Source organism: Actinotignum sanguinis (assembly GCF_030230305.1).
Lineage (GTDB): Bacteria > Actinomycetota > Actinomycetes > Actinomycetales > Actinomycetaceae > Actinotignum > Actinotignum sanguinis.
This window is the reverse complement of the sequence record NZ_JASPCQ010000002.1, coordinates 52,187-77,958: the sequence shown is the minus strand read 5'-3', so window position 1 is coordinate 77,958 and position 25,772 is coordinate 52,187. Positions and strand designations below refer to the sequence as shown.

Sequence of the window (25,772 nt, the reverse complement as noted above, 5' to 3'; positions counted from 1 at the left end):
TACTTGAGCAGAGTTTATTGTGAAGGAGAGACGTGCCTATTTCTTCCGCTGAGGAATCGCGCGCCATTATTCCGGGCGCCACACCGCCCGAGCGTATCCGCAACTTTTGTATCATCGCGCATATTGACCACGGAAAATCCACGCTAGCTGACCGGATGCTCCAGCTCACCGGCATCGTGGAACAGCGCGAGATGCGCGATCAGTACCTGGACCGGATGGATATTGAGCGCGAACGCGGCATCACCATCAAATCGCAGGCCGTGCGGTTGCCGTGGTCGGTGGAGGGGAAAGCTTACGCCCTCAATATGATCGATACCCCCGGCCACGTGGACTTCTCCTATGAAGTGAACCGTTCGCTGGCGGCCTGCGAAGGCGCGGTGCTGCTCGTGGATGCCACCCAGGGGATTGAGGCGCAAACTTTGGCCAATCTCTATATGGCCATGGAAAACGACCTCACGATTATTCCCGTCCTCAATAAAATTGATTTGCCTTCCGCGCAGCCGGAAAAAATCGCGGAAGAAGTGGCGTCCCTGCTCGGTGTGGAACCGGAGGAATGCCTAGCCGTTTCCGGGAAAACGGGGGCGGGCGTGCCGGAACTGCTGGACCGGATCGTCGCGGAGATTCCCGCGCCCTCCGGGCGCCCGGAGGGGCCGGCTCGCGCCATGATTTTCGATTCTGTTTACGATATTTATCGCGGGGTCGTCACCTATGTGCGTGTGGTTGATGGTGAGCTAACTACCCGCTCGAAGGTGCGGACCATGGCTACCCGCACCGAACATGAACTCCTGGAACTGGGCGTGATCTCCCCGGAACCCACCCCCACCACCGCGCTGGGTGCCGGGGAAGTGGGGTACCTCATCACCGGGGTGAAGGATGTGCGCCAAACCCGCGTGGGAGATACCGTGACCGGCGCGCGGGAGAGTGCCACCGAAGCCCTGCCCGGCTATCTCGATCCGAAACCGATGGTGTATTCCGGGATCTATCCTATGGACGGCTCTGATTTCCCGAATCTGCGCGAAGCCCTGGAAAAGCTCAAGCTCAATGATGCCTCGTTGGTGTATGAACCGGAAAGCTCAGTGGCCCTCGGTTTCGGTTTCCGCTGCGGCTTCCTGGGATTGCTCCACTTGGAGATTATCCGCGAACGCCTCGAGCGGGAATTCGACCTCGATATTATTGCCACCGCGCCCTCGGTGATCTACCGGGTCATCACAGACGCCGGTGAAGAACTCACCGTCACCAACCCCTCGGAATTCCCGGAAGGGAAAATTCGGGAGATTTACGAGCCGACCGTGCGCGCCACGATCCTGGCTCCTTCCGATTACGTAGGCTCCATTATGGAGCTGTGCCAGGAACGGCGCGGGGCGCTGCAGGGCATGGATTACCTTACGGCCGAACGGGTGGAGATCCACTACGTGCTGCCGCTAGCGGAGATCGTGACCGATTTCTTTGATCAGCTCAAGTCACGCACGAAGGGCTACGCCTCCCTCGATTACGATATTGCCGGCGAACAGCCCTCTGATCTAGTCAAGGTCGATGTGCTCCTCAACCACGAACAGGTGGATGCTTTCTCCGCTATCGTCCACAAAGACAAGGCATATTCCTACGGCAATGAGATGACGAAGAAACTCAAAACCCTCATTCCGCGCCAGCAATTCGAAATCCCGGTGCAGGCCGCGGTGGGTTCGCGCATTATCGCCCGCGAAACTATTAAGGCCCTGCGTAAGGACGTGCTGTCCAAGTGCTACGGCGGCGACGTCTCCCGTAAACGCAAGCTGTTGGAAAAGCAGAAGGAAGGCAAGAAGCGCATGAAGTCCATCGGGCGCGTGGACGTGCCCCAAGAAGCTTTCGTGGCAGCTCTCACCTCCGAAGCACCCACGGGGAAGTAAGCATGGCCGAGTCTCCCGCACCAGATCGCTCCCAATGGCGCATCCGCTCCTTCTCCCTGCGCGGTTCCCGCCTGGGTGCGCGCCACGAAGAAACGGTGGCCCGCCACCCCGAGCTTTTCGTGCCGCTGGCACCCGGCCCCCAGGCCACCACGGTTGCCCTCGATGCGCGCTGTGACCTCACGGAAGTTTTTGGCCGCGCGGCCCCGCTCGCCGTGGAAATCGGTCCGGGTTCGGGCGAACACGGGGTCTCCTTCGCGCAGCGCCACCCCGAATATAATGTGCTGCTCGTCGAAGCGTGGGCTCCCGGCGCGGCGCGCTGCGTGGCCAGTATTCTGCGTGCGGGCGTAACGAACGTGCGGGTGCTGGAGGCCGACGCCGCCCAGGCGCTCCCCGTCCTCTTTGGCCTGGAATGCGCGGGCCTGGTGCGCGGGGAGGATGTGACCACGTGCGGGCCGGAGCGCAGCGCCACCCATCCGAATGCTGCCAATCCGCGCGTCGAGCAGGTGTGGACATTCTTCCCCGATCCCTGGCGCAAAGCCCGCCACCACAAGCGCCGCCTGGTGGCCGCGCCTTTTGCCACGGTGGTGGCCGGGATGCTCCGGGAAGGAGGCGCGTGGCGGCTGGCCACGGATTGGGATAATTACGCCTGGCAGATGCGCGACGTCGTCGAAGCATCCCCGTACTTCACGAATCCGCATGCCGGTGAACGCCCGAACCCCGCGGATCCCACCCCGGAGCGCGGCGGTTTCGCACCGCGGTGGGAAGAACGGGTTTTGACTCGTTTTGAGGAACGCGGCATTGCGGCCGGGCGCACCATCCACGATATTCTCGCGGTGCGAGCCTAGTCTCCGATGGCTTCCCTTCCGCACGGTGAGCCGGCTCCGGCTTCCGGCATCCTCCCGAACCCGGATGTGAGCGCCGGTTTCTCCGCTTACGTCCACATTCCTTTCTGCACGGTGCGCTGCGGGTACTGCGATTTCAATACCTACACCAAGCCGAGCTTCGGGCCGGGGGCGGGCCGCGATGATTTCCCGGCGTCCCTCGCCCGTGAAATAGCGCTCTCGCGCGCGGTTCTCGACACCGGCACCAATCGCGCCGCGCTGCGCACCGTATTCTTCGGGGGCGGCACGCCCACCCTGTTGGACGCCCGGCAGCTCGTCTCGGTGCTCGCGGATCTCGCAAGCGCTTTCGGCCTGGCTGAGGGTGCCGAAATCACCACGGAATGCAATCCGGAATCCGTGGACCGCGCGGCCCTCGCGACCCTGCGCGCCGGCGGTTTCACCCGCATCTCTTTCGGGATGCAATCAGCCGTACCCGAGGTGCTGCGCACCCTCGACCGCCAGCACAGCCCCGGGCAGGTAGAACGCGTATGCGCGTGGGCGCGCGAGTTGGGCCTGGAGTATTCCCTCGACCTCATTTACGGTGCGCCCGGGGAAACAATGGGGCAGTGGCGCACCTCCCTGGCCGCGGCTCTTGCCCTCGAACCGGCGCATATCAGTGCCTACGGACTCATGGTGGAACCGGGAACCAAAATGGGCATGCAGGCCCGCCGCGGCCTCATTAGCCTCCCCGATCCGGATGAGCTCGCCGATAAATACGAGGTCGCGGACGATATTCTCAGCGCGGCCGGCTACCGCTGGTACGAAATTTCCAATTGGGCCCGCCCCGGTCACGAATGCCGGCACAATTGCTATTACTGGGAGAACGCGAATTGGTGGGGTTACGGCCCCGGCGCGCACTCGCATATTAACGGGGTACGGTTTTGGAACGTCAAACACCCGCGCGCGTACGCGGATCGCGTCTGGGCTCGCGGGATTGGAAACGACGACGGCGCCGCCGCGCCACGCGCGGCGGGCGAGGTAGCCATGAGCCACTCGGCGATTAGCTCGCCGGCCCTGGAGCGGGAAATTCTCAGTCCGGCTGAACAACGCGAAGAAAAAATCATGCTCGGTATTCGGATGAGCCGGGGAATTGATATTCCGCGGGGCGTGGATGCCGCGGTGGTGGCGGGTCTGGTTCGCGATGGTTTAGTAGAGGCAGAAATAGCGCGCTCCGGGCGCCTTGTTTTGACCCGGCGCGGGCGGCTCCTGGCTGATACCGTAACCCGGGCGCTCTGGTAGCGCAGTGGGTAGTTATGCGTGGCGGCGGCGAATCCGCAGCGAAGGCCGCTTGATCCCGAGCCGGTAGCGGCGCTTGGGCGCACGCCCGATGAGGAAGATCCCGAGCAGCATAATAATGGCGCCCAACCATTGCAGGGCGGAGAGCCGTTCTCCAACCAGTAGCGCGGAAAAAATAATGGCACTCAGGGGCTGAATCAAAATAAGGGTAGCGGCCACCGAGGGATTAACGAGGGGCATACTTGCCTGGCAGAACAACCATCCCAGTACCTGGCTGGAAAGCGCGATAAGAATCATCCATCCCCAGGAACTCGCTGAGAGTGCGAGGGTGAGAGGCCCGTGGGTGGCAATGAGCAGCGGGGTGGACACCACCGTGGTTACCAGGCAGACGATCGCCATGGCGGTGCCCTGATGGTGCGGAGAATTTGTGCGCCCGGTGAGGACCACGTAGACGGTATAGGTCAGGCCCGCGAGCGCGGAGAGGATAATGCCGCGTACCAGATCGGATCCGCCGGCGCCGTCGAGAATACCGGAAAGTAAGAAAATCCCGCCGAGGGAAAAAGGCGCGGCCACGAAAAACATCCACGGGACCCGGTTGCGGAAGAAAATCCAGGCGACCAACGGTACCGCGAGGGCCTGCACGTAATTGACCACCACAGCGGAAACCGAGGGGCCGGCTAGTAGTACCGACGGCGTCCACAAGGCCATATCCACCCCGAAGCACACCCCGCATACCGCGTAGAGCAGCAGGTCAGCGCGACGCATCGGCCCGTACTGGCGCCATTCATGGACCACCATGGGCAGTAGGGCAAGGAAAGCGAGACCGAAGCGGAAGAACACAATCGTGGTGGCGTTTTCTCCCGATAGCGTGATGAAGGGAGAGACAAGTCCCACGAGAACCGAAGCGACGGCGAGGGTGCCGCGCGGGGACGCAACAGCGATTTTGTCCACGACGGAGCGGCGCTGGGAGGCCACGTGATCACAACTCCTGATAGGGGTGAAGAAGAACCGAAACAACGAGGGCAGCGGCTCCGGCCGGGACCGGATAGGCGCACGCAGCAAGGATATACCCTGAGGGCCTAGGAATCGTAGCGCTACCGGGTGCGTCCTCGCGCTACCGGGTACGCCTTTCCCTACCGGGTGCCGGCAGCGGTCACGAAATCAATGAGTTCTTCCATGCGGCCCAGTAGCGCGGGCTCAATATCTTTATACGAATGCACGCAGCTAAGAATCCGGGCCCAGGCCCGGCCAATATCTTCCGCGGTTTCGTGCGGCCAGCCGAGCCGGCGCAGGGTACCCACTTTAATATCTTCCCCGCGCGGTACCTCCGGCCAGGCGCGCAAGCCCACGGCGGCAGGTTTAATCGCTTGCCACACGTCGATATAGGGATGGCCGAGCACGAGCACGCCCGGGCCGGCCACCCGCGCCGCAATCCGAGATTCTTTGGAACCGGGCACCAGGTGATCTACCAGTGCACCCAGGCGATGCTCATTATCGGGAGCAGTTTCCCGCACTACGGACTCCAGATTATCCACCCCGAGTAATTCTTCGACCACCACCCCTTCGAGAGCCAGATCTTCACCCCAGATCTTGGCCACCAGTTCGGCGTCGTGCTTGCCTTCTACCCAGATACGCGAGGCGCGTGCTACGCGCGCCCGCGCCGTGACGTGAAAAGATCCGGACGCGGTTAGGAGCCGGCCGCGCGGGGCCTCCACTTTCGGGGTGGTGATTTCTACCGGCTCACCCTCGATCCAATAACCTTTGCCCAGCGGGAAGGAACGGCGCACCCCGCCGCGGCCCTCCACTTCCATCTGCCAGCGGCCGGCTACTTTCCCTACCGAAAGCACCTCGCCCACGAAGCCGGAGGCCACATCCTCGATGAGGAGGCCGGGGGCGGCCGGAACGGGGCGGGAGGGGCGGCGGTGGTCGTGCGGGTCGCGGGCGAGGACGTCGTCGCCGTAGCGATCAGGCATTCCGGTAGCAGAGAACATCACGCTCTAAGGGTATGCGCTCCCGGGCGTCCCCGCGTAGAATTAGCACTCGAAGGTATAGAGTGCTGAGCGGGGAGGAAGAACACAGGTGGCGGCAGAAGATCGGCGCGGGCGCGTTCTTGAGGCGATTGTGCGCGATTACGTCACCACCCGCGAACCGGTGGGATCCAAAGCTCTGGTAGAACGCTACGCGCTGGGAGTGTCCCCGGCTACCGTGCGTAATGATATGGCGGTCTTGGAAGAAGCCGGGCTGCTCACCCATCCGCATACCTCGGCCGGGCGCATCCCCACCGATGCCGGCTACCGCGCGTTCGTAGATTCCCTTACTACCGTCAAGCCGCTTTCGCGAGCGGAACGGCGCGCTATCAGTCAAATCCTTGATGCCGCGGTGGATCTTGATGATGTGCTGGATCGCGCCGCGCGATTGCTTTCCCACCTCACCCAGCAAGTCGCGGTCATCCAATACCCGGCGCTGGATAAAGCAGTGTTGCGCCACCTGGAACTCATTTGGCTCGGCGCTACCCGTATTCTCCTCGTGGTCATTACCAGCGCGGGGCGGGTAGAACAGCGCGTTATCGCGGTGCCTGCGCACCTGGAAGGTCTCGATGTGGACGCGGTGAGCCGGGAGGTAACTACCCGCTGTAACGGCCAGCCGTTGACCACCGCGGTTGCGGTACTCGCAGAGATCGCCGAACGCAGCGAACCGGAGGCTGCCGCAGCTCTGCGCGATATCGCGGCGGCGCTCACCACCGCGGTGCATACCGGTGCGGAGGATCGCCTCACCATGGCCGGCACCGCCAATCTTTCGCGCCATTCGGTGGATTTCCTGCACTCGATTTCTCCGGTGCTGGATGCCTTGGAAGAACAGGTGGTGCTCTTGCGGCTCCTCGCCGCAATGGAAACTGATGTGGCGGTGTCCATCGGGGCGGAAAACGATCATGAGAATCTGAGTGAAACCTCCGTGGTTTCCTCCAGTTACGAAGTCGCCGGGCACGAAGTTGCCCGAGTGGGCGTCGTCGGCCCTACTCGAATGGACTATCCCGGGAATATCGCGGCGGTACGTGCCGTTGCCCATTACCTATCCGGTATTCTGTCCGGGCAGTCCTAAGTACGGTGATACACGGTAGGGAGCACGGCGTTTGAACGGGCACTCCTCAGCTAGATAGCGCGCCGGCGCGGTCAGGGCGCAGAAAAGAACAAAGACGGGAGAAATGTGGCTGATTTTTACGAAACCCTCGGGGTGGAACGCGATGCGAGCCAGGAGCAAATCCGCAAAGCGTACCTGCGCCTCTCGCGCAAATTACACCCGGATCACGCCGGTCCGGAAGCCGCCGAACGTTATAAAGAAGTCAACGAAGCGTATACGGTGCTCTCCAACCCGGACTCGCGCCGGCAATACGACCTCGGCGGACTCGGCGGGGGAGCCGGGGCTGGCGGTTTTGGTTTCGATATGAACGATATCTTCTCCACCTTCTTCGGGGGAGCGGGTATGCGCGCGGGCGGTCCGGCCCCGCGCGGGGAACGCGGGCGTGATGCGCTGCTCGGTTTGAGCATCGAGCTCTCCGACGTGGTCTTCGGAGCCCAGCGCCAGGTCAGTGACTCCTTCTTCAGCGTGTGCCCTACATGTGCGGGTAGCGGCTGCGCGGCCGGTTCCCAACCGGTCACGTGCGGGGCCTGCCAAGGCCAGGGCATGGTTCAGCAAGTCACAAATTCCCTCTTCGGGCAAATGGTTACCCAGGTGCCCTGCCACACCTGCGAGGGCCACGGTACCGTCATCGCGGACCCCTGCCGCCCCTGCCACGGCACCGGGCGCATCCGCCAAGAAAAAACCCTCACCGTGGACATCCCGGCCGGAATCGAGAACGGAATGCGTATCCGCCTGCGCGGCCAGGGCGATGCCGGAACCTTCGGTGCCCCGGCCGGTGATATTTTTGTGGAAATCCGGGTAGCGGAACACCCTATTTTCCAGCGGGTGGGCGAAGAACTCCTCGGTGAAGTTCAGGTGCCCATGACCTTCGCGGCCCTGGGCGGAACCGTCACCATTCCGACCCTGGACGGGGACCGCGAGCTGGAGATTCCCGCCGGGACCTCATCCGGCGTGGTCCTCACCCTCAAAGGCTTGGGGGTTGCCCGTTTGCGTGGCAAGGGCCGCGGGGATATGCGTATCACCGTTGCGGTGACAACCCCAACAGACCTCGATGAACGCCAGCGCGAGCTCCTGCGCGAACTGGCCGAGCTGCGCGGGGAAAGCGTGCAGGATGCTCAGCTATCCGAGCAGGGCAAATCCTTCTTCGATAAATTGCGCGAAAGGTTGAGTTCGCTGTGACGCTCCCGCTTTTCTTCGCTGACTTCCCCGCCACCCGGCCCGGGGGCGGAGCCGGCGCATCCCTCCGGGTAGGCCAGGAACTCAGTCTCACCGGCGAGGAAGCTCGCCACGCCAACGTCATGCGGATCCGGGTAGGGGAGGAGGTTCTGCTTTCCGATGGGGAAGGCCGCCGTGCCCGGTGCACGGTGAGCGTCGTCGCCAAAAATGAGGTGCGCGCCCGCATCGAGGCCGTGACCGCGGAGCCGAAACCGGCCGGGCCCATCACCCTGGTGCAGGCCCTTGCCAAGGGCGGCCGCGATGAACAGGCGGTGGAAACCTGCACCGAATACGGGGTGTGGGATATCGTCCCGTGGGAAGCGGCCCGTTGCGTTGCGTCGTGGAAAAACAAGGAAGAAAAAGGCCGGGCTCGCTGGCAGGCCACCGCACGCGCGGCGGCGAAACAATCGCGGCGCAGCTATATTCCGCGTATCCGTTCATTAAGTACGACGGCGCAGCTGCCCCGGGCCCTCGCCGGGAGCACCGTGTTCATCTGCCATGAGGAAGCCGAGGTTACCCTGGCAGAAGCGGTAACCCGCGGAACGGTGAGCCTCGCGCACGTGGCCGGGCCCGTGGCCGTGATTATCGGCCCGGAAGGCGGGATTGCACCGGAGGAGATGGAGGCATTGCAGGCGGCGGGCGCTATCCCGGTGCTCCTGGGGGCGCATGTGCTGCGCAGCGCCTCCGCCGGGGCCTACGCACTGGCAAGTATCGCCACCGTGCGGGCGCTGGGCGCGCTACTATAGGACGTAATGACGCATACAGAACACAGCCAGCGCACCATTGTTGTGCCGGACCGAGTTTCCATGATTCAGCTGCTCGGGCATCGTGATGACGTCCTGCGGACCTTGGAAGAACGGCTCGCCCCCACCACTATTCACGTGCTTGGCCACCGGATCACCCTGACCGGCGCGGCGGCCGAGCTTGATTTTGCCGAATCGCTCCTCGGGGAATTAATCGACGTCGTTGCCGAAGGTGAAATCCTCACCCGTGACGCAGTGGCCCGCGCCGTTGATATTGCGCGCGCCGGCGTGGCGCATCCCACCACGCTGCTGCACACCGATATTTTATCCAAGCGCGGTAAAACTATCCGCCCGAAAAGCCTGGGCCAGAAGGCGTACGTGGACGCAATCGACACCCACGATATTACTTTCGGGATCGGTCCGGCCGGCACCGGGAAAACCTATCTCGCCATGGCCAAAGCGGTGGTGGCACTCAATGACGGGCAGGTCAAACGTATTATTCTGACGCGCCCGGCGGTGGAGGCCGGGGAATCCCTGGGATTTTTGCCCGGTTCCCTCACCGATAAAATCGATCCGTATCTGCGCCCGCTATACGATGCCATGTACGACATGCTCGATGCCGATTCCATTCCGAAACTCATGGCTGCCGGCACCATTGAGGTGGCGCCGCTGGCCTATATGCGCGGACGCACCCTCAATGATGCTTTCGTGATTTTGGACGAGGCGCAGAACACCACACCCGAACAAATGAAGATGTTTCTCACCCGGCTCGGCTTCAACTCTAAAATGGTGGTGACAGGCGATATCACCCAGGTTGATCTCGGGGCGAATAAAGTTTCCGGATTGCAGGTGGTGCGTCGGATTCTGCGTGATGTTCCGGGGATTCATTTCTCGGAGCTGAGTTCGGCGGACGTGGTGCGCCACCGCTTGGTTGCCGAAATCATCGACGCCTATGCCCGCTGGGATTCCCGGCAACGTTAGCGCGGGGCGGTAGCGGTAGTGTCACGGCGTGAATGGCGGCAGAGCTGTTTCGGGGAAAGCTAGGGAACGGTTGTCAGGAAAGACCACATGATTGAAGTAAATGACGAATCGAGTTTTAGTCCGGCTGCGGATCTGGAAGAGATCTCGGAGCTGGCCACGTATGTCCTCGATAAGATGCGGGTGCATCCCATGGCGGATCTATCTATCGTGCTCCTCGACGAGGATGCCATGGCGGATCTCCACGTGACGTGGATGGATCTGGAAGGCCCCACGGATGTCATGTCCTTCCCCATGGATGAGGTGCGCCCGGCACCACCGGGTGAAGAACCGCGCCCGGGAATGCTCGGTGATATCGCTGTATGCCCGCAGGTCGCCAGCCGCCAGGCTCACGCCATGGGGCACTCCACCGCGGAGGAGATTCTCCTCCTCGTCACCCACGGGATTCTGCATCTGCTCGGCTACGATCACGCAACCCCGGAAGAAAAAGACACCATGTTTGCTTTGCAACGCCAACTCCTCCTCGTGTTCCTCTCCGAACGCGGGGGAGGCGATCCGCGCCCCACGGAGGTGTAAGAAAGGATGGATCACTTACCTGTGGCAGCGGGAACGCTGCCCTCCGCTCCGTTTTATATTGCGGCCGGCCTGTGCCTGCTGCTCTCCCTGTGGTGCACCGTGGTGGGTGCTGCCCTCGGGCGGATGACCCGCACCGAAGCCGCGGAAATGTACGCGCATAAGGAACGCGGTTCGGCACGCGTGGTGGCCATTATGGCCCGCCGCCCGGCCGCCTCTATGGGCATCGCGGTGGTGCGGGCCCTCCTCATGGCCAGCTACGGAATCTGCTTCACTTTCGCCCTGGGAACGGATGTAGCTGCCTGGTGGCAGATCTTCCCCATTTTCTTCGGCGTGACGGTGCTGGTTCTCCTCGCGTTCGCCTTCTTCAACCCCCTGAGTTTCGGGGTGGAACGCCACCAGCGAGTGCTGCGCAAAGCCACCTGGTGGCTTTCCCCGCTCACCTGGTTGCTTTCGCTACTCATCCGGGAACGCGAATTCTCACCCGAAGAAGCCGAACAACGCCAAGAAGACCAGCTCGCGGTTATGGTGGAACGGGTGGCCGAATCCGAGGCCTTGGATGATGCCGAACGCGATATCCTGCAATCACTTTTCGATATGGGGAACACCCTGGTGCGCGAAGTCATGGTCCCGCGTACCGATATGATCGCGGTGGAGGCCGATGAAACCCTTGACCGCGCCATCTCCTTGTTCACCCGCTCCGGATTCTCGCGGGTGCCCGTGTACCGCGAATCCATTGATGATGTAATCGGGGTGCTCTACCTGAAGGACGTGATCCGGCGGGTGCACCGGCGCCACCAGCACGATGAGCTACGGGTGGCCGATCTGGTGCGCGAACCTGTGTTCGTTCCGGAAACTAAAATCATTGATACGCTCATGCGGGAAATGCAGGCCGACCAGGTTCATATTGCCCTCGTCGTGGATGAATACGGCGGTATCGCCGGCCTGGTCACCATCGAGGATCTTGTGGAAGAACTCGTGGGAGAAATCTCCGATGAACACGACCGGGCCCTCCCGGCCGTGGAAGAACTCGAGGCGGGTAGTTTCCGCATCCCGGCGCGTATGCCCATCGATGATCTAGGTGACCTCTTCGGAATCGAATTGGAGGACGACGACGTTGATACCGCCGGTGGGTTTTTCGCCAAAAGCATCGGGCGGGTTCCCATCCGCGGAGCAGAAACAACGGTGGCCGGAATCCACATGGTGGCCGACCGCTTCGAAGGGCGCCGGCGCCGGTTATCGACTATTATCGTTGCGCGCGAAGAAACCGATGATGAGGGTGAGGACTAGAAGACGATGACGGTGGAAAACACGGAATTTCGGGCCGGGTTCGCCTCGGTGGTGGGCCGCCCGAATGCCGGGAAATCAACCCTCACCAATGCGATGGTGGGCAAGAAGGTCGCGATTACCAGCGCCCGCCCGGAAACCACCCGGCGTATTATTCGCGCCATTGTGACTCGGGATGCCGGTCAGGTGATCCTGGTCGATACCCCCGGGATGCACCGCCCCCGCACCCTGCTGGGTGAACGCCTGGGTGATATGGTGCGCGATTCTATCGCCGATGTGGACACCATCGTTATGTGCCTACCCGCTAATGAAAAACTCGGGCCGGGCGATAAGTACCTCCTCGATTTGGCGGTGCGCGCGAAAGTACCCATGATCGCCGCGATTACTAAAACCGATCTGGTCAGCCGCGAAGCCCTTGCGGAGAAGATCGCGGCCGTGGCAGCTTTCCATGATTTTGTGGAGATCGTCCCGGTGAGTGCCGCCACGCTGGATCAGGTGGAAGTCCTCACCGAGCAGATTATTAAACAGCTCCCCGTTTCCCCGCCGCTATATCCGCTGGATGCGATTACCGATGAAACGGAAGAAACCCTCATCGCGGAGCTTATCCGCGAAGCGGGCCTGGAAAAAATGCGCGAGGAACTTCCGCATTCCCTCGCGGTCACCATCGACGAAATCATTGAGGACACCGCACCGAACGGTGGCCCGCTGGTGCGGGTGCATGCCTCTTTGCACGTGGAGCGCGATTCCCAAAAGGGGATTGTTATTGGGCGCGGGGGTGCGCGCCTGCGCCAGATTGGGCGCGATGCCCGCAAAGCCATTAAGGCGCTGCTCGGTACGCCGGTCTATCTTGATTTGCACGTGAAAGTTTCCAAAGACTGGCAACGTGACCCGAAAATGCTGGATCGACTCGGGTTCTGATACGTGCGTTTCACCGATCATCCCGATACCCCGCCCGCCGAGAATCCGCCGGCGGGGCGCACCCTGGTGCCAGCCAGCGGAATGGAAAGCGCCGCAGGCCCGGAACACAGCGCGCTCCGGGGCTGGCGGCGCTGGCTTCCCACCCATAAACGTTTCGTTACCTGGCTGATAGTGGTGCTCGCCGCCGGGCTGATCGGGAGTGCTTTCGGCCCGGGGTGGAATCCGCAACCCATGACCGCCGCGATCGCCCCGCAAACCGCGGATACCACAATTTCCACCGGGGTTCCCACCGCGCGGCTGGGAACGTACGAGGTGGCGAGTAGCACGGTCACCATCACCTTGCGGGATGGCACCCTCATTCCGGCTGTTGTTAAACGCCCGGTAGGCGCGGGCCCGGTGGTGCCAGGCATGCTTTTTATTCACGGTACCGGCACTTCTTCCGCGCGTGATTTCGGGCGGGAAACCGAAGCTATTGCTTCTACCGGGATTATTACGGTGGTTTCGGAAAAACGGGTAGCGAACTATACGACGACGCATCGTGACTATCTCCAGCTCGCCGCGGATTTCGAGGACGTCTACCGCGAGATGCTCTCCTGGGAGGACGTTGATGCGCGCCACTCCGGCCTGTACGCGGTATCCGAAGGCTGCTTCGTTGCGCCCATTGTGGCCACCAGCGCGCGGGCGGTGAATTACGTGGCTCTTATCAGCGCCCCGGTGCTCCCGATCCGCCAGCAGGGGGCCTACGCGGCCGACGCCTACCTGCGGGAGATTCACGCACCGGAACGCCTGCGCGCCGCCATTCCAAAACTTATCGGCCAGGATTTCGGCCCCGACACCTTCCGCTATATTGATTTTGATGCGGCGCCGTATGAGAAGCAGATGACCATGCCGGTTCTTATGCTCTACGGCACGGCAGATAATTCCATGCCGACGATCCAGGGCCCGCAGATGATGAGCAACTACCTGGAAGAGGCCGGAAACAGCGCGCTCACGGTGCGCTACTACAAAGACGCGGACCACGGCCTCCAGATCAACCGCCGGCAGCTGTCCCAGGCGGCCATGCAAGATACCGCGGATTGGGTTAACGGTTTACCCTTTACGGCGACGGCGCAGCCGCGGGTGGCCGGTGACCAACCCCGGCAGGCATTCGTCGCCCCCACCCTGACGGCCGGCGGGTGGTTCACCGCCCAAACAGCGCTCTATATCGCGCTGGGCGGGGTGGCCCTCCTCGGGCTCAGCATCGTGCTGGTGGCGGTGTGCTGGATTCCGGTGCGCGGGCATCGACTCTCGAATTTTTCCAGATCGGGCGCAGCCCTCAATCTCGCTTCGCTTTCCGTGGTGGGAGCCTGGGTGGTATTCCTCATCTACCTGGTGGCCGTTGCCCATATCGCGCTCACCTACTCACATAATCTTCTCATCGTCCAGGGCGGATTTGCCCTTGTACACCTAGCGGCTCTGGGCGCGGCGTGGATGCACGTGCGGGCCGTTTTCCGCAGCTGGAGTGCGCGGCCGAGCATGGGGCGCATCGCGCGAGTGACGACCCTCCTCACCCTCTGCGCCCAGGCGGTTCTGCTCATGAGCCTGGGATACTGGAACGCCTTTCCGGCGGTGCTCTAACCGCAGCCCTGAACTAACGCGGCCCGGCCGGGTACCACCAGCCCACCGCGCCGTCACCCTTCGTAATCGTCCATATCCCGGGCGTTATGTCTCACATCTCGGACAAGTCTGTGCATATTCAGCTAGCTGAGGGGCTAGAGTTATCCGTATGGGTTCCTCTCGCCTTCTCCTTATGAGCCGCCGCGAGCTTATTCGGCTTCTCGCGGCGGGTTAAGCTGCGCCGTCGTTCTTAAATTTGACCGCCACACAGAGAAGACAAGGTGACCACCCCATGAAAACTTCCGGATACACGCACCGTCAGCGCCCCTCGGGAATGCCGTTCTACAAGTACCGGCCCTTCCTCGACACCAATCCGATCGCGCTGCCGGATCGCACCTGGCCCAATAACCGGATCACCAAGGCGCCGCGCTGGCTCTCCACCGATCTGCGGGACGGCAACCAGGCTCTTATCGAACCCATGGATATGATCCGCAAGCGGCGGATTTTTGATCTGCTTGTCAAGATCGGCGTGAAGGAAATAGAGATTGGTTTCCCGGCTGCCTCCCAAACCGATTGGGATTTCGTGCGCTCCCTGGCGGAGGACGGCGCGGTACCCGAAGATGTGACCGTCTCGGTCCTCACCCAGTCGCGCCCCGAACTCATCCACCGCACTATCGATGCGCTGGCTGGATTCCCGCGCGCCACCGTGCATCTGTATAACGCGACCTCGCCGGTGTTCCGCGATGTGGTTTTTGGCTCCTCGAAGGAGGCTATCCGCGAACTAGCCATGGCCGGAACTCGGGAAATCGTGGCCTACGCCGAGAAAGTCTTGCCGGATGATCTCATTTTCGGCTTCGAGTACTCCCCGGAAATCTTCGTGGATACCGAAATTGATTACGCCCTCGAGGTCTGTTCCTCCGTCATGGAGGTGTGGCAACCGGATGCCGAGCGCGAAATTATTATTAACCTGCCCACCACGGTAGAACGCGCCACCCCAAACGTATACGCGGATCAAATCGAGTACTTCTCCCGCCATATCCCCAAACGTGAATACGTGGCGCTTTCCGCGCATAACCACAATGACCGTGGTACCGGGGTCGCCACCACTGAGTTGGCCATGCTCGCCGGGATCGACCGGGTAGAAGGCTGCCTTTTCGGGCAGGGGGAGCGCACCGGAAATGTTGATCTCATTACGGTTGCTATGAATCTCTATTCGCAGGGAATTGACCCGGAACTGGACCTTTCCGATATTGATGCCATCGTGGATGTGTGCGAAGAATGCACCGGGATTGAGGTGGGGCCGCGGGTGCCCTACGCTGGCTCGCTCGTCTACACGTCCTTCTCCGGCTCCCACCAGGATGCCATCAAGAAAGGCATGCAGCGCCGGGCATCCGATCTGGCCGCGGCCGGGGGAGATGAGCGGCAAGTTCCCTGGGCGCTGCCCTATCTACCCATTGACCCGAAAGATGTGGGGCGCACCTACGATGCCATCGTGCGCGTCAACTCCCAATCCGGCAAGGGCGGTGTGGCCTATCTTATGCAAACCACCCGAAACCTGGATCTGCCGCGGCGTATGCAAATCGAGCTGTCCCGCATCGTGCAGACCTGGACAGAACGCACCGGAGAAGAAGTCAGTGCGGATACCCTCTGGGATATTTTCGTGGACGAATACCTCCCGCTCTCCCAGGGCTACGGAGAGCAGGGGCCGGCGGGCGCGCACGGGGCACCGGGGAAGGCCAGCACTCCGTGGGGGCGTTACCGCTTGCGCGCGCTGGAATTCACGAACCATAGCGGCGGGGTGACCGATATTAGCGCCGTCGTTGAAACTCAGGCGGACGGTGTGCAACATAGCCTGCACGGCAGCGGCAACGGGCCCATCCACGCTTTCGTGACCGCGATGGAACAGCTGGGCGAATATATCCGGGTGCTCGACTACGCCGAACACACCCTGAGCGAAGGTACGGATGCTTCGGCTGCCGCGTATGTGGAATGCGAGATCGATGATCAGGTGCTGTGGGGCTGCGGCATTCACACCTCCACGACACGCGCCGGCCTCAAGGCGATTATCTCGGCTGTCAATCGCGCGCACCGCTAAACTGGGAGCCAGTGAAACTCTATCGGGATGAAGGAATCGTCCTGCGCACGCAGGACTTGGGGGAAGCGGATCGTATCGTCACCCTGCTGGCACGCGCGCACGGCCTGGTGCGATGCGTGGCCAAAGGGGTGCGCCGCACCCGCTCCCGATTCGGGGCGCGCCTGGAACCCTTCACCTACGTGGATGTGCAGCTCTACCGGGGGCGCAGCCTTGATGTCGTCACGGAAGTGGCAACCCTCAATCCCTTCGGGCGGGCCATCGCGCCTGATTTTGAAGCCTACGCGGCCGCGAGCACCATGGTGGAAGTAGCCGAAAAGCTCGGGGCGGAAAGGGAGCCGGACCGAGCTCACTACCGCCTCCTCCTCGGGGCACTCAATTCCCTGGCCTCCCGCCAGCACGCTCCCTACCCAATTATGGATTCTTACCTGCTGCGTGCCATGGCGGTATCCGGGTGGGGCCTGGCGGTCACTTCCTGCGCGCTCTGCGGTAGCGGGGAGGACCTCACCGCCTTCCACGTGCAAGCCGGTGGGCTGGTGTGCCGGCGGTGCGCCCCGCGCGGGGCAGCCTATCCGGGGGAAGACGCGCGGCGGCTCCTCGCCGCGCTAGCCCGCGGGGATTGGGAAATTATCGACGCGCTTGCCGGGAGCGCGGGGGAAACCGCGCACGGCTATATTTCCGCGTACGTGCAATGGTATCTGGAACGCAAGGTACGTTCCTTGCAGATCGTGAGGTCGGCATCATGACAGAAGTACACCCGAAGCTGGAGCATCCACATCTGGCCCACCTGGAGCGGCCCACCCCGGCCCATCGGCCCGGCCTCACGCCCCCGCGGTTGGGGCGGGTGCCCGAGCACGTGGCCATCGTGATGGACGGCAACGGGCGCTGGGCAAATGCCCGCGGGCTGGCGCGTACCGAAGGCCATAAAGCCGGCGAGCGTTCCCTCATGGACGTGGTGGCCGGGGCCTTGGAACTCGGAATCGCGGAGCTATCCGTCTACGCTTTTTCTACCGAAAATTGGCGGCGTTCGCCGGCCGAAGTTCGTTTCCTCATGGGGTTTTCCCGCGATATTATCCGCGCCAACCGCGATCAACTCCACGACTGGGGCGTGCGGGTGCAGTGGGTGGGGCGCGAGGGCCGGCTGTGGCGCTCGGTGCTGCGTGAGATTCACGCCGCGGAAGAACTGACCGCGGGGAATACCCGCATGGTGCTCAATCTGTGCATTAACTACGGCGGGCGCGCGGAAATTGTCGATGCGGTGCGCGCGGTGGCCGAACGGGTAGCTCGCGGGGAGCTCACGGCGGAGCGCATTAGCGAAGCCACCCTAACCGCCCAGCTCTACGCTCCGCGGATGCGCGACGTCGACCTCCTCATCCGCACCGGCGGGGAATACCGCACCTCCAATTTCCTCATGTGGGAAAGTGCCTACGCGGAACTGTATTTTTCTCCGCTGCCCTGGCCCGAATTCGAGCGGCGCGCCCTATGGGATGCCTGCGCCGCCTACGGGCAGCGCGAACGGCGGTTCGGCGGCGCCGTCGACAAGATTGCGCCTCAGGATACCGGCACCGGTGCTGCGAGCGCGCCGCGGGGCGCGGGCGCCGTCGCCAAAAACAGGCCCGAGGGCACGGGCACGGACCGCTAGACTGGAACTCAAGCACGCCCGCCGCGCGGACGCGGCGCCCCAAGCACGCATAAGGAGCGGATATGACCACCCACGATCCCTACGCCGGAGTGCCGGCCGGAAGCGTTGATCTTCACCTCACCTCCGATGATTTCGCGGAAGGCGAGGCACTGCCCGAAAGCGCCACCGGGGCGGGCAGCACCCCGGGCGGTGCGGACCGCAATCCGCAACTGGGGTGGGATGCCCCGCCGGAGGGTACGGTCAGCCTGCTCGTCTCCTGCTATGACCCGGATGCTCCCACGCCGTCCGGATACTGGCACTGGACGGTGGCGAATCTGCCCGCGGATACCAGCGAGATTGTGGCCGGTGGCTCCGGTGCGCTTGCGGCACCGGCCCTCACCTTGAAGAACGACGGCGGAACCCCGACTTTCCAGGGCGCCGCCCCGCCGGCCGGCCACGGCCCGCACCGCTATATTTTCGCGGTGCTCGCCCTCGACACCGTTCTGGATATCGATGTGGAAACCCGGCCCGCGGTGGCGTATTTCCTAGCCCGTGAACACGTGCTCGGCCGCGGCCTACTCACCGGCACCTGGGAAAACAACTAAAGTAAACGAAGCGCAAGGGGAGGATAACTCAATGACTGACGTGCGCACATACGCGGTACTCACGCCTTTTGATAGCGCGGATACCCTCGCGGCGCTCTGCGCGCTGCACGGCCTGGACGTGCAGGTGGTCGCCACGCATTCCGGAGCGCTGGTGTATCGCCAGCTGGCAACGCCCGTGTATGACGAATGGGATATCCGTAATATCACCGGCCCGGATCCTGATGAGGAACCCGCCTCCCTTTCCGATGACGCCCCGGCGGTTGCCGGCATGCTCTCCCGCCTCAGCCCCTACGGTTCCATCCTCATTGATGTGAATCTGGATAAGGAATCCACCGGTTTTGAGCCGGGCGTATCCGGGATGGTGCGCGCGCGGCGTTTCTTCGCAGGCAAAGCCGATGAGGAAATCGCTTCCGGCCTGCTGCTCAATTCTTTAGATCCCATCGTTGAGGAGCTCATGCTGGGGGAGCGCTCCATTACCGACTGTGACCCGTGGGATTCCGCGAAGCTCACCCAGCAGGATATTGAGAAAATCCTGCGCAAGGTGACCCGCGGGGAAAGCGCGGAAGGTATGCGTGGCGAGGCTGGCGAGGAAACCGCTGCGGGGGATAACGATGAGCTGTGAGCTGCTCGTTGCCGTCGATATCCGGGCGGGGCGTTCGGCGCGGCTCGGTAGCGGGCCGGAGGCGTGGAGTGACCCGGCGGTGGCTATCGCAGATTTCCGGGCGGCCGGGGGACGGTGGATTCACCTGGTGGATCTGGATCTTGTGTACGGCACCGGGGATAATTTCGCGTTGTTAGAGCGCCTCATGGAGAGTAGCCCGATGCGTTGGGAACTCTCCGGGGGAATCGACAGCCCGGAGGTACTCGAGCGCGCCCTCGCCACCCGCGCGGAACGCATTAATCTTGCGACTACCGCGCTGCGGGATCGTGCGTGGGTGGCGCGGGTGCTGGCGCAGCACGCGGATCGGGTGGCCGTATGTCTTGATGTCGACGGCGCCCGGGTGGTTGCGCGCGGTGCCGGTACCGATGTCGGGGAGTTACGCGAAGTTATTGATTTTCTCGACGACGCCGGTGCCCGCCGCTACGTTGTTACAGATCGAAACCGAGATGGCGCCCTCGCCGGGGCAAACCTCGAGTTGCTTAGTCGGGTGGCGGCGCTGAGCCCGGCGCATATCACCGCCTCGGGCGGCATGGCGACGCTCGCTGATCTGCGCGCGGTTCGAGAACTGAGCGAGAGCGGCGCGAGCGGCGAAGCTGGTTGCCCCGGTCGCGTGGACTCGGTCATTATTGGCAAAGCTTTCTACGAAGGAAACTTCACCGTTGCCCAGGCCCTCGCGGAGCTTTCTTAACCGTCGAACTTGTTACGGCCGTGAGTTGCATATACGCCGTGGTATGTGGGGAGAATAACCCACGGTGTTATCCATAACTCATGGCGCTGTGCTACACTAGTACGGTCAATCCGGCATTCTGCCGGAACGCAAGTGGAGAAATCCCACCTAGCCGCCCGCCCGGGCTGCTGTTTCGAAAAGAAATTTTCGAAAACGGAAAGATCGGGTTATATCAAAGGGTAGCGGGTTCGTAACATGGCCATCTGGCGTGCCGTGTCACCTCGGGAGTACTCCGTGCGTTGTCCACGTTGAGGAACAGAGGAACTGCAATTAACAACGAACCGCGTGTAAATGATCGCATCCACGTCCCTAAGGTGCGCCTTGTTGGCCCCAGCGGTGAACAGGTCGGTGTGGTGCGCACGGAAGATGCGCTCCGCCTAGCCGTTGAGGCGAACCTTGACCTGGTGGAAGTTGCTCCGAATTCCAACCCGCCGGTCGCGCGCCTCATGGACTACGGGAAATATAAGTACGAATCCGCCCAGAAAGCTCGGGAAGCACGTCGTAACCAAGCCAATACTCAGATCAAATCCATCCGGATTGGGCTGAAGATTGACGGTAATGACTACAACACCAAGAAGTCGCAGGCGGAACGTTTCCTAAACGCCGGGGATAAGGTCAAGTTTGATCTTCGTTTCCGGGGCCGTGAACAATCCCGTCCGGAAATGGGTGTGCGTCTGCTTTCGGGCCTGGCTGAAGAGCTCGCGGAAATTTCCACTGTCGAAGCAGCACCTCGCGCTGACGGGCGCAATATGTCCATGGTTCTTGCGCCCACGCGGCGCAAGTCCGAAGCGAAGTCCGATCAGCGGCGTCGTCGTGAAGCGGAACGTGAAAACCGGCGCGCGAAAGCAGCCAAGCGCGCGGCGGAACGCAACGGACAATCGTCCGAAACGGACAGCAACGCAGCAGCAACCGAATAAGTTGACTTGTGAAAAGCGCGCCCGCGGGCGCGGAGATCTGGTAGATCAAATGTGCCCCCGGGGCACGAGTGAGGATGAATAATGCCCAAGATGAAGACGCACTCCGGTGCGAAGAAGCGTTTCCGCGTGACGGGAAGCGGCAAGCTCATGCGCGAACAGCGCAATAAGCGCCACCTGCTGGAGCACAAGAGCTCCACCCGGAAGCGTCGGCTCTCGCGCGACCAGGTTGTGGACAAGTCCAACCTTCGCGAAGTTAACCGTCTGCTCGGCCGCTAGATTCGTCCGACGAAAAGTTTTGTAAAAGGAGAAAAACATGGCACGCGTCAAGCGCTCCGTTAACGCCAAGAAGAAGCGTCGCACTACCCTAGATCGGGCGTCCGGCTACCGCGGGCAGCGGTCCCGCCTCTACCGCAAGGCCAAGGAACAGGTCACCCATTCCTTCGTCTACAACTACCGCGACCGCAAGAAGCGGAAGAACGATTTCCGCAAGCTGTGGATCACCCGCATCAACGCGGCCGTGCGCGCCGAGGGCATGACCTACAACCGCTTCATCCAGGGCCTGGGCCTGGCCGGAATTGAAGTTGATCGCCGTCAGCTCGCTGAAATGGCCGTCAATGATCCCACCGGTTTCACCGCGGTGGTCAATGCCGCCAAGGCTGCGCTTCCGGAAGACGTGAACGCACCCAAGGTTGCCTAAGCTTTTTCAAGCGTGACATAGCAGCGGCCCGAGTGACGAAACCTCGTTACTCGGGCCGCTGCGTTTAGACTACAATCATGAAACTTTTCGCCCACCGCGGCCTGTGCGCCGACGCCCCCGAAAACACGATGGCCGCATTCCGGGCTGCCTACCAGGCCGGATTTACCTGGATCGAAACGGATGTGGATATCACGGCAGATGGCTCGCTCCCGCTCTGCCACGATGCCACCCTCGAGCGCACCACCACGGGCCACGGGCGGGTCGATGCGCTGCGTGCCGCCGATCTGGAGACCTTGGACGCCGGATCCTGGTTCAGCCCGGGCTTCGCGGGGGAGAAGATTCCCACCCTCGCCCAACTCGTTGATTTTGCACTCGAGACTAGCATGGGTATTAATATCGAAATGAAACCATGCGTGCAAGGTGGCCAGCAAGCCCGTGCCCTCGTGCGCGCGGTGGCGGAACAAGCCCGCAGGCTCGGTCCCGAGCGAGCCCTGGTCTCCTCTTTCTCGCACCTGCAACTGGCCGAATTCGCGCGCCACGCCCCCGAGATCCCGCGCGGCGCACTCGTTGATCGAACGAGTTTCGGGCCGGATTGGCTCACCGTCCTCGACCTCACCGATTCCCGCTATCTGCACATGAGCGACGACGCCGTGACCGCGGCCGTGGTGGCAGAGGTCCGGGCAGCGGGCCGAGACGTGCACGTCTACACAATCAACAACCCCGAACGCGCCCGGCAATTGGAACGCTGGGGCGTGGCCGGTATTTTCACCGACGGATTCGTGCGGCCCTAGCGCTACCGAAAAACTGCAAGCTATAGAAAAAGAAAAAGACCCGTGAAAAGCACACCCGCATCGCATACCCAACTCACCCGCGCAGCCCGCCTACACCGGCCCCAGCAGCGCGAACGTTTCCGGCAAACCCTGGTGGAAGGTCCCGGGGCTGTTCAGGAGCTCCTCGCGCACCGCGCGAATCTTGTTCGCGACGTCTACTATACGAAAGCCAGCCTGATCTCCAATCCGGACTTGGGCGGGCTTATTAAAGAAGCCAACGTGTACCATCACCCGCTTAATGCCGATGAGATGCAGGCGCTCTCCGAAGATGCGCGCGGTGTTGTGGCCGTTATCGACATTCCGGAAACTCCCGCGCTCACCCCGACGGTCAAGGACGCGAAGCTGGTGCTCGCCACCGCTAATATCCAGGACCCCGGGAACGTTGGTGCCATTATTCGAGCTGCTGACGTGGCCGGATGCGATGCGGTGCTCCTTGGCCGCGGTAGCGTGGAGCTGTGGTCCCCGAAGGTTATTCGATCCTCAGCCGGCTCTATTTTCCATCTGCCGGTTCTCGATTCCATTAACATCAGCAAGCTTGACGGCGTTCTGGAGCGCGCGGGCATCAGTTTCTTGGCAGCCACCGGGGAAGGGGAGTGGGATCTTGCCACCCTGGTGACGTCTGCAAATGACACCGCTTATCTTGGGCAGCCGCCCCTCGGGCCGGATCTCACCCGGCCGGTATGCTGGCTGCTGGGAAACGAAGCGCACGGCTTCGCGGATGTGGACGCCAATGTGGATGCAACGGTCGCCATTCCGATCTACGGGAAAGCCGAATCCTGCAATGTTGCTATGGCCGCCGCGATTCTTGCCAGCACGACGGCGATGATCCAGCACCGCCCCTAAATAAACGCATACCGCACCTAAAGAAAGCCCTGCGGACATAAGTAAGCGGGCGGCGAAGATTCTTCTTCGCCGCCCGCCGTGGGCTACCCTGTGGCGGGTGCACCCAGCACTACTTTGGTGGATTTACTGCTGAATGGTGGATTTACTTGTTATCGGAGAGGTTCTCTTTGACGTCCTCGAACTTTTCCTTCGCGGCATCACCGGCATCGGAGGCAGCGTCCTTCACCTTCTCGCTAGCATCCTTCGCCTTGTCACCGGCATCGGAAGCCTTCTCCGCGGCCTTATCGCCGTGGTCCTTGTCCGTTAGTTCGTCCTTGATGTCCTCGAACTTTTCCTTGGCGGCATCGCCCAGCTGACCTGCCTTATCAGCAGCCTTCTGACCGAATTCCTTAGCCCGATCAAAAGCTTCGGTTGCGCCTTCCTTAATCTTGTCCACAAATTCGTTCGCCATAGCGACTCCTTTCCGTTGATTAATGGAACAAATCGATCATAGCAAAGTGGTGGCCGTCACTTCATGTTAAGGTGGTTAATGCGCTCGGCCGTGCGCGAACGTATCGCGCACGGCCGAATCTGCAATGCCGGACAGCTCGTTGGGGCGCTGGCGGCTCGGTGTGGAGCCACGCTCCGCTTACCGAGCCGTAAGTGCCGCGGCTGAGCGGTGGCTGCCTTACTGAGCGGTGGTTCCGCTCAGCTTGGAGGTGTCCACCCGGAAAGCCCGAGCCGGAATCGTGGTGACGAGTGCTTCGGATACCTCGAGAGCCTCATCAAGCTCCAGGCGATGTTCGGCAACCATACGGGCCAGGTACACGGCGTCCATCCGGCGTGCGACGTCGTGCCGCGCGGGAATGGAAGCGAAGGCGCGGGTATCGTCAATCATCCCGGAGGTCTTGTAGAAAGTACCGTAGGGGGTGACCTGCTCGCGGTAACGCAAAATCGCATCCGGCTCATCGATGAACCACCACGGTGCGCCCACGTAGACGCTCGGGTAGTAGCCGGCCAGCGGAGCCAGTTCGCGCTGGTAGACATCTTGATCGATGGTGAAGAAAACAACCTGGAAGTTCGGATTGTCCCCGTACTCGGAAAGCATGGGACGCACGTTATTCGTGAACTCCACAGCCATGGGCACATCGCCCCCGACATCCGCGCCCAGGCGCTCAAAGGCCGCCTGGTGGTGGTTGCGGTACACGGCCGGGTGGAAGGTCATCACCAGGCCGTCCTCGCAGGCCAGGCGAGCCTGGTCGTTGAGCATATGCCGGCGCAGCGCAGCGCCGTCTTCCGGCGAAATCTTGCCGTCCAGGGCGAGCTTGTAAAGTTCGGCCGCCCGCGCCTCGGGTAGGCGTGCCGTGCCCGGATCGCGATGCGAATGATCGGAGGAGACCGCACCCATTTCCTTGAAGAAGAGGCGGCGCTTGCGCATGGCCTCCACGTAGCCCGCATAGGTGGACACATCCTGATCGGCCGCCTGACCGAGCGCCTCCACATTTGCCTTGAAGTCCGGGGTGGCCGGCTCGAGGTACTTATCGGGGCGGAAGGTGGGCGGAATATAGCCTTCCCAGGTGGGATCCTCGAGGAGCTGCTTGTGGTAGCGCAGATCGGAAACCGGATCATCGGTGGTGGCCATCATCGCCAGGTTGAAACGCTTGTACAGCGAGCGGGGGAGGAACTCCTCCGTCTTGAGCAATGCGTTGATGTGATCGTAGATCTGGTCGGCAGTTTCTTCGGAGGGGCGCACATGCACATCGAAGACATCCACAAATTCGGATTCAAACCAGCCCTGCACCGCGGTACCGCGCAAGGTCCACCAGTTCTTGCAGAACAGGCGCCAGGCCGCGCGGGACTTTTCGGGGGAAAGCGGGCTTCCTACCGGTACGCCCAGATCGGCCAGATCCACCCGGCCCACCGCGTGCAAGAGGCGGTTGGTGTAGTGATCCGGGGTCAGGAGCATGCTCGTGGGATCGGTGAAGGGGGTATTGAGAGCGAGCCATTCGGGGGGAACGTGGCCGTGCGGGGAAATGATGGGATGCTTCTTGGTGACCTCGAAAATTTCGCGCGCCAGTTTCCGCTGCGTCGGATCGGCCGGGAAAAGCCGATCCGGATTGAGAGTGAGGGGCGTCGACATTGAATCCTCCTATTTTTGAGCCGGGCGCGGGGCTTTCCCTCGCCTCGGCTTTCTTCTTTTAAGGTACTCCACCGCGCCAGGTGGCACGCGGGCACAGAGACCGGGGGCGTGACCATCGGCGACGACGCCGCGGCCCGTACCCTCACTTTACGCGAAAACATGCGGTTTTCGGGAGAGTATTTGAAAGCACGAAACGGGAATTTCTAAAT

26 protein-coding genes are annotated in these 25,772 nt (G+C 62.1%); 22 read left to right on the top strand and 4 right to left on the bottom strand.

Translation table 11 applies throughout. The features are described 5' to 3' along the window. The first annotated feature begins 32 nt into the window (after nucleotides 1-32). From lepA to hemW, 3 genes are read left to right on the top strand one after another with little or no spacing between them, the layout of a single operon-like run. Nucleotides 33-1,886, top strand: a complete 1,854-nt coding sequence (gene lepA, locus QP828_RS01530) for a translation elongation factor 4 (protein ID WP_126134519.1) — start codon at nucleotides 33-35, stop codon at nucleotides 1,884-1,886. Between the two features lie 2 nt (nucleotides 1,887-1,888). After that, nucleotides 1,889-2,731, top strand: coding sequence for a tRNA (guanine(46)-N(7))-methyltransferase TrmB (gene trmB, locus QP828_RS01525; protein ID WP_274733030.1), 843 nt, complete (start codon nucleotides 1,889-1,891; stop codon nucleotides 2,729-2,731). Between the two features lie 6 nt (nucleotides 2,732-2,737). After that, nucleotides 2,738-4,006 carry a radical SAM family heme chaperone HemW gene (hemW, locus tag QP828_RS01520; protein ID WP_274733032.1) on the top strand — a complete coding sequence of 423 codons (1,269 nt, stop codon included), beginning with the start codon at nucleotides 2,738-2,740 and terminating at the stop codon, nucleotides 4,004-4,006. Nucleotides 4,007-4,018: 12 nt separating this feature from the next. Here the strand turns inward: hemW and QP828_RS01515 are convergent, their stop codons facing one another. Together QP828_RS01515 and QP828_RS01510 are read right to left on the bottom strand one after the other, a co-directional pair. Continuing rightward, nucleotides 4,019-4,978, bottom strand: a complete 960-nt coding sequence (locus QP828_RS01515) for a DMT family transporter (RefSeq protein WP_126134516.1) — start codon at nucleotides 4,976-4,978, stop codon at nucleotides 4,019-4,021. Nucleotides 4,979-5,136: 158 nt separating this feature from the next. Beyond that, complete coding sequence (locus QP828_RS01510; RefSeq protein WP_274733127.1) at nucleotides 5,137-5,994, bottom strand: DUF3097 family protein; 858 nt, start codon at nucleotides 5,992-5,994, stop codon at nucleotides 5,137-5,139. Between the two features lie 88 nt (nucleotides 5,995-6,082). On the opposite strand from QP828_RS01510, the gene hrcA reads away from it, so the two are divergent. From hrcA to QP828_RS01415, 19 genes are all read left to right on the top strand, one after another. After that, nucleotides 6,083-7,102: a heat-inducible transcriptional repressor HrcA gene (gene hrcA, locus QP828_RS01505; protein ID WP_126134515.1), complete on the top strand. Its 1,020-nt coding sequence runs from the start codon at nucleotides 6,083-6,085 to the stop codon at nucleotides 7,100-7,102. 105 nt (nucleotides 7,103-7,207) lie between these two features. Then, the gene (locus tag QP828_RS01500; RefSeq protein ID WP_126134514.1) at nucleotides 7,208-8,320 is read left to right on the top strand and encodes a J domain-containing protein; all 1,113 of its coding nucleotides are present in this window, start codon (nucleotides 7,208-7,210) and stop codon (nucleotides 8,318-8,320) included. Further along, nucleotides 8,317-9,102, top strand: a complete 786-nt coding sequence (locus QP828_RS01495) for a 16S rRNA (uracil(1498)-N(3))-methyltransferase (RefSeq protein ID WP_274733035.1) — start codon at nucleotides 8,317-8,319, stop codon at nucleotides 9,100-9,102. The genes QP828_RS01500 and QP828_RS01495 overlap by 4 nt, the downstream gene beginning before the upstream one ends. 6 nt (nucleotides 9,103-9,108) lie before the next feature. Further along, nucleotides 9,109-10,080, top strand: coding sequence for a PhoH family protein (locus QP828_RS01490; protein WP_126134512.1), 972 nt, complete (start codon nucleotides 9,109-9,111; stop codon nucleotides 10,078-10,080). An 87-nt stretch (nucleotides 10,081-10,167) separates the two neighbouring features. Beyond that, nucleotides 10,168-10,653: an rRNA maturation RNase YbeY gene (ybeY, locus tag QP828_RS01485; RefSeq protein ID WP_274733039.1), complete on the top strand. Its 486-nt coding sequence runs from the start codon at nucleotides 10,168-10,170 to the stop codon at nucleotides 10,651-10,653. A 6-nt stretch (nucleotides 10,654-10,659) separates the two neighbouring features. Then, on the top strand, nucleotides 10,660-11,940 hold the full coding sequence (locus tag QP828_RS01480; protein ID WP_274733041.1) for a hemolysin family protein: 1,281 nt from the start codon (nucleotides 10,660-10,662) through the stop codon (nucleotides 11,938-11,940). 6 nt (nucleotides 11,941-11,946) lie between these two features. Then, on the top strand, nucleotides 11,947-12,855 hold the full coding sequence (gene era / locus QP828_RS01475) for a GTPase Era (protein ID WP_126134509.1): 909 nt from the start codon (nucleotides 11,947-11,949) through the stop codon (nucleotides 12,853-12,855). 3 nt (nucleotides 12,856-12,858) lie between these two features. Next, nucleotides 12,859-14,472, top strand: a complete 1,614-nt coding sequence (locus tag QP828_RS01470) for an alpha/beta hydrolase family protein (protein ID WP_284891121.1) — start codon at nucleotides 12,859-12,861, stop codon at nucleotides 14,470-14,472. A gap of 271 nt (nucleotides 14,473-14,743) precedes the next feature. Further along, nucleotides 14,744-16,546 (top strand): 2-isopropylmalate synthase, encoded by a 1,803-nt coding sequence (gene leuA, locus QP828_RS01465; RefSeq protein WP_274733045.1) that lies wholly within the window; start codon nucleotides 14,744-14,746, stop codon nucleotides 16,544-16,546. An 11-nt stretch (nucleotides 16,547-16,557) separates the two neighbouring features. Then, nucleotides 16,558-17,289, top strand: coding sequence for a DNA repair protein RecO (gene recO / locus QP828_RS01460; protein ID WP_274778257.1), 732 nt, complete (start codon nucleotides 16,558-16,560; stop codon nucleotides 17,287-17,289). Further along, nucleotides 17,286-18,185 carry a polyprenyl diphosphate synthase gene (gene uppS, locus QP828_RS01455; RefSeq protein WP_274755667.1) on the top strand — a complete coding sequence of 300 codons (900 nt, stop codon included), beginning with the start codon at nucleotides 17,286-17,288 and terminating at the stop codon, nucleotides 18,183-18,185. Before recO ends, uppS begins: the two co-directional genes overlap by 4 nt. 62 nt (nucleotides 18,186-18,247) lie before the next feature. Further along, nucleotides 18,248-18,769, top strand: a complete 522-nt coding sequence (locus QP828_RS01450) for a YbhB/YbcL family Raf kinase inhibitor-like protein (RefSeq protein WP_274755668.1) — start codon at nucleotides 18,248-18,250, stop codon at nucleotides 18,767-18,769. 31 nt (nucleotides 18,770-18,800) lie between these two features. Then, nucleotides 18,801-19,391, top strand: a complete 591-nt coding sequence (locus QP828_RS01445; RefSeq protein ID WP_274733051.1) for a hypothetical protein — start codon at nucleotides 18,801-18,803, stop codon at nucleotides 19,389-19,391. Further along, nucleotides 19,381-20,118, top strand: coding sequence for a HisA/HisF-related TIM barrel protein (locus QP828_RS01440; protein ID WP_274733053.1), 738 nt, complete (start codon nucleotides 19,381-19,383; stop codon nucleotides 20,116-20,118). Before QP828_RS01445 ends, QP828_RS01440 begins: the two co-directional genes overlap by 11 nt. Nucleotides 20,119-20,396: 278 nt before the next feature. Further along, complete coding sequence (infC, locus tag QP828_RS01435) at nucleotides 20,397-21,074, top strand: translation initiation factor IF-3 (RefSeq protein WP_206435355.1); 678 nt, start codon at nucleotides 20,397-20,399, stop codon at nucleotides 21,072-21,074. 81 nt (nucleotides 21,075-21,155) lie between these two features. Further along, nucleotides 21,156-21,350, top strand: coding sequence for a 50S ribosomal protein L35 (rpmI, locus tag QP828_RS01430; protein WP_016442851.1), 195 nt, complete (start codon nucleotides 21,156-21,158; stop codon nucleotides 21,348-21,350). 37 nt (nucleotides 21,351-21,387) lie between these two features. Further along, the gene (rplT, locus tag QP828_RS01425; protein WP_026429412.1) at nucleotides 21,388-21,771 is read left to right on the top strand and encodes a 50S ribosomal protein L20; all 384 of its coding nucleotides are present in this window, start codon (nucleotides 21,388-21,390) and stop codon (nucleotides 21,769-21,771) included. A gap of 77 nt (nucleotides 21,772-21,848) precedes the next feature. Beyond that, nucleotides 21,849-22,562, top strand: coding sequence for a glycerophosphodiester phosphodiesterase family protein (locus QP828_RS01420; RefSeq protein ID WP_274733058.1), 714 nt, complete (start codon nucleotides 21,849-21,851; stop codon nucleotides 22,560-22,562). A gap of 42 nt (nucleotides 22,563-22,604) precedes the next feature. Beyond that, nucleotides 22,605-23,444, top strand: a complete 840-nt coding sequence (locus QP828_RS01415; RefSeq protein WP_126134499.1) for a TrmH family RNA methyltransferase — start codon at nucleotides 22,605-22,607, stop codon at nucleotides 23,442-23,444. A gap of 142 nt (nucleotides 23,445-23,586) precedes the next feature. On the opposite strand, the gene QP828_RS01410 is transcribed toward QP828_RS01415, so the two are convergent. Both QP828_RS01410 and uxaC read right to left on the bottom strand, forming a co-directional pair. Beyond that, nucleotides 23,587-23,895 carry a hypothetical protein gene (locus QP828_RS01410; protein WP_126134498.1) on the bottom strand — a complete coding sequence of 103 codons (309 nt, stop codon included), beginning with the start codon at nucleotides 23,893-23,895 and terminating at the stop codon, nucleotides 23,587-23,589. 216 nt (nucleotides 23,896-24,111) lie between these two features. Beyond that, the gene (gene uxaC / locus QP828_RS01405) at nucleotides 24,112-25,563 is read right to left on the bottom strand and encodes a glucuronate isomerase (RefSeq protein WP_274733062.1); all 1,452 of its coding nucleotides are present in this window, start codon (nucleotides 25,561-25,563) and stop codon (nucleotides 24,112-24,114) included. Nucleotides 25,564-25,772: the final 209 nt, after the last annotated feature.

Excerpts from the sequence above, each read along its gene's own strand:
- trmB (WP_274733030.1), top strand. The coding sequence starts at position 1,889 with ATGGCCGAGTCTCCCGCACCAGATCGCTCCCAATGGCGCATCCGCTCC.
- hemW (WP_274733032.1), top strand. The coding sequence starts at position 2,738 with ATGGCTTCCCTTCCGCACGGTGAGCCGGCTCCGGCTTCCGGCATCCTC.
- QP828_RS01510 (WP_274733127.1), bottom strand. The coding sequence starts at position 5,994 with ATGTTCTCTGCTACCGGAATGCCTGATCGCTACGGCGACGACGTCCTC.
- QP828_RS01490 (WP_126134512.1), top strand. The coding sequence starts at position 9,109 with ATGACGCATACAGAACACAGCCAGCGCACCATTGTTGTGCCGGACCGA.
- ybeY (WP_274733039.1), top strand. The coding sequence starts at position 10,168 with ATGATTGAAGTAAATGACGAATCGAGTTTTAGTCCGGCTGCGGATCTG.
- QP828_RS01480 (WP_274733041.1), top strand. The coding sequence starts at position 10,660 with ATGGATCACTTACCTGTGGCAGCGGGAACGCTGCCCTCCGCTCCGTTT.
- era (WP_126134509.1), top strand. The coding sequence starts at position 11,947 with ATGACGGTGGAAAACACGGAATTTCGGGCCGGGTTCGCCTCGGTGGTG.
- leuA (WP_274733045.1), top strand. The coding sequence starts at position 14,744 with ATGAAAACTTCCGGATACACGCACCGTCAGCGCCCCTCGGGAATGCCG.
- uppS (WP_274755667.1), top strand. The coding sequence starts at position 17,286 with ATGACAGAAGTACACCCGAAGCTGGAGCATCCACATCTGGCCCACCTG.
- QP828_RS01450 (WP_274755668.1), top strand. The coding sequence starts at position 18,248 with ATGACCACCCACGATCCCTACGCCGGAGTGCCGGCCGGAAGCGTTGAT.
- QP828_RS01445 (WP_274733051.1), top strand. The coding sequence starts at position 18,801 with ATGACTGACGTGCGCACATACGCGGTACTCACGCCTTTTGATAGCGCG.
- QP828_RS01440 (WP_274733053.1), top strand. The coding sequence starts at position 19,381 with ATGAGCTGTGAGCTGCTCGTTGCCGTCGATATCCGGGCGGGGCGTTCG.
- rpmI (WP_016442851.1), top strand. The coding sequence starts at position 21,156 with ATGCCCAAGATGAAGACGCACTCCGGTGCGAAGAAGCGTTTCCGCGTG.
- rplT (WP_026429412.1), top strand. The coding sequence starts at position 21,388 with ATGGCACGCGTCAAGCGCTCCGTTAACGCCAAGAAGAAGCGTCGCACT.
- QP828_RS01420 (WP_274733058.1), top strand. The coding sequence starts at position 21,849 with ATGAAACTTTTCGCCCACCGCGGCCTGTGCGCCGACGCCCCCGAAAAC.
- QP828_RS01410 (WP_126134498.1), bottom strand. The coding sequence starts at position 23,895 with ATGGCGAACGAATTTGTGGACAAGATTAAGGAAGGCGCAACCGAAGCT.
- uxaC (WP_274733062.1), bottom strand. The coding sequence starts at position 25,563 with ATGTCGACGCCCCTCACTCTCAATCCGGATCGGCTTTTCCCGGCCGAT.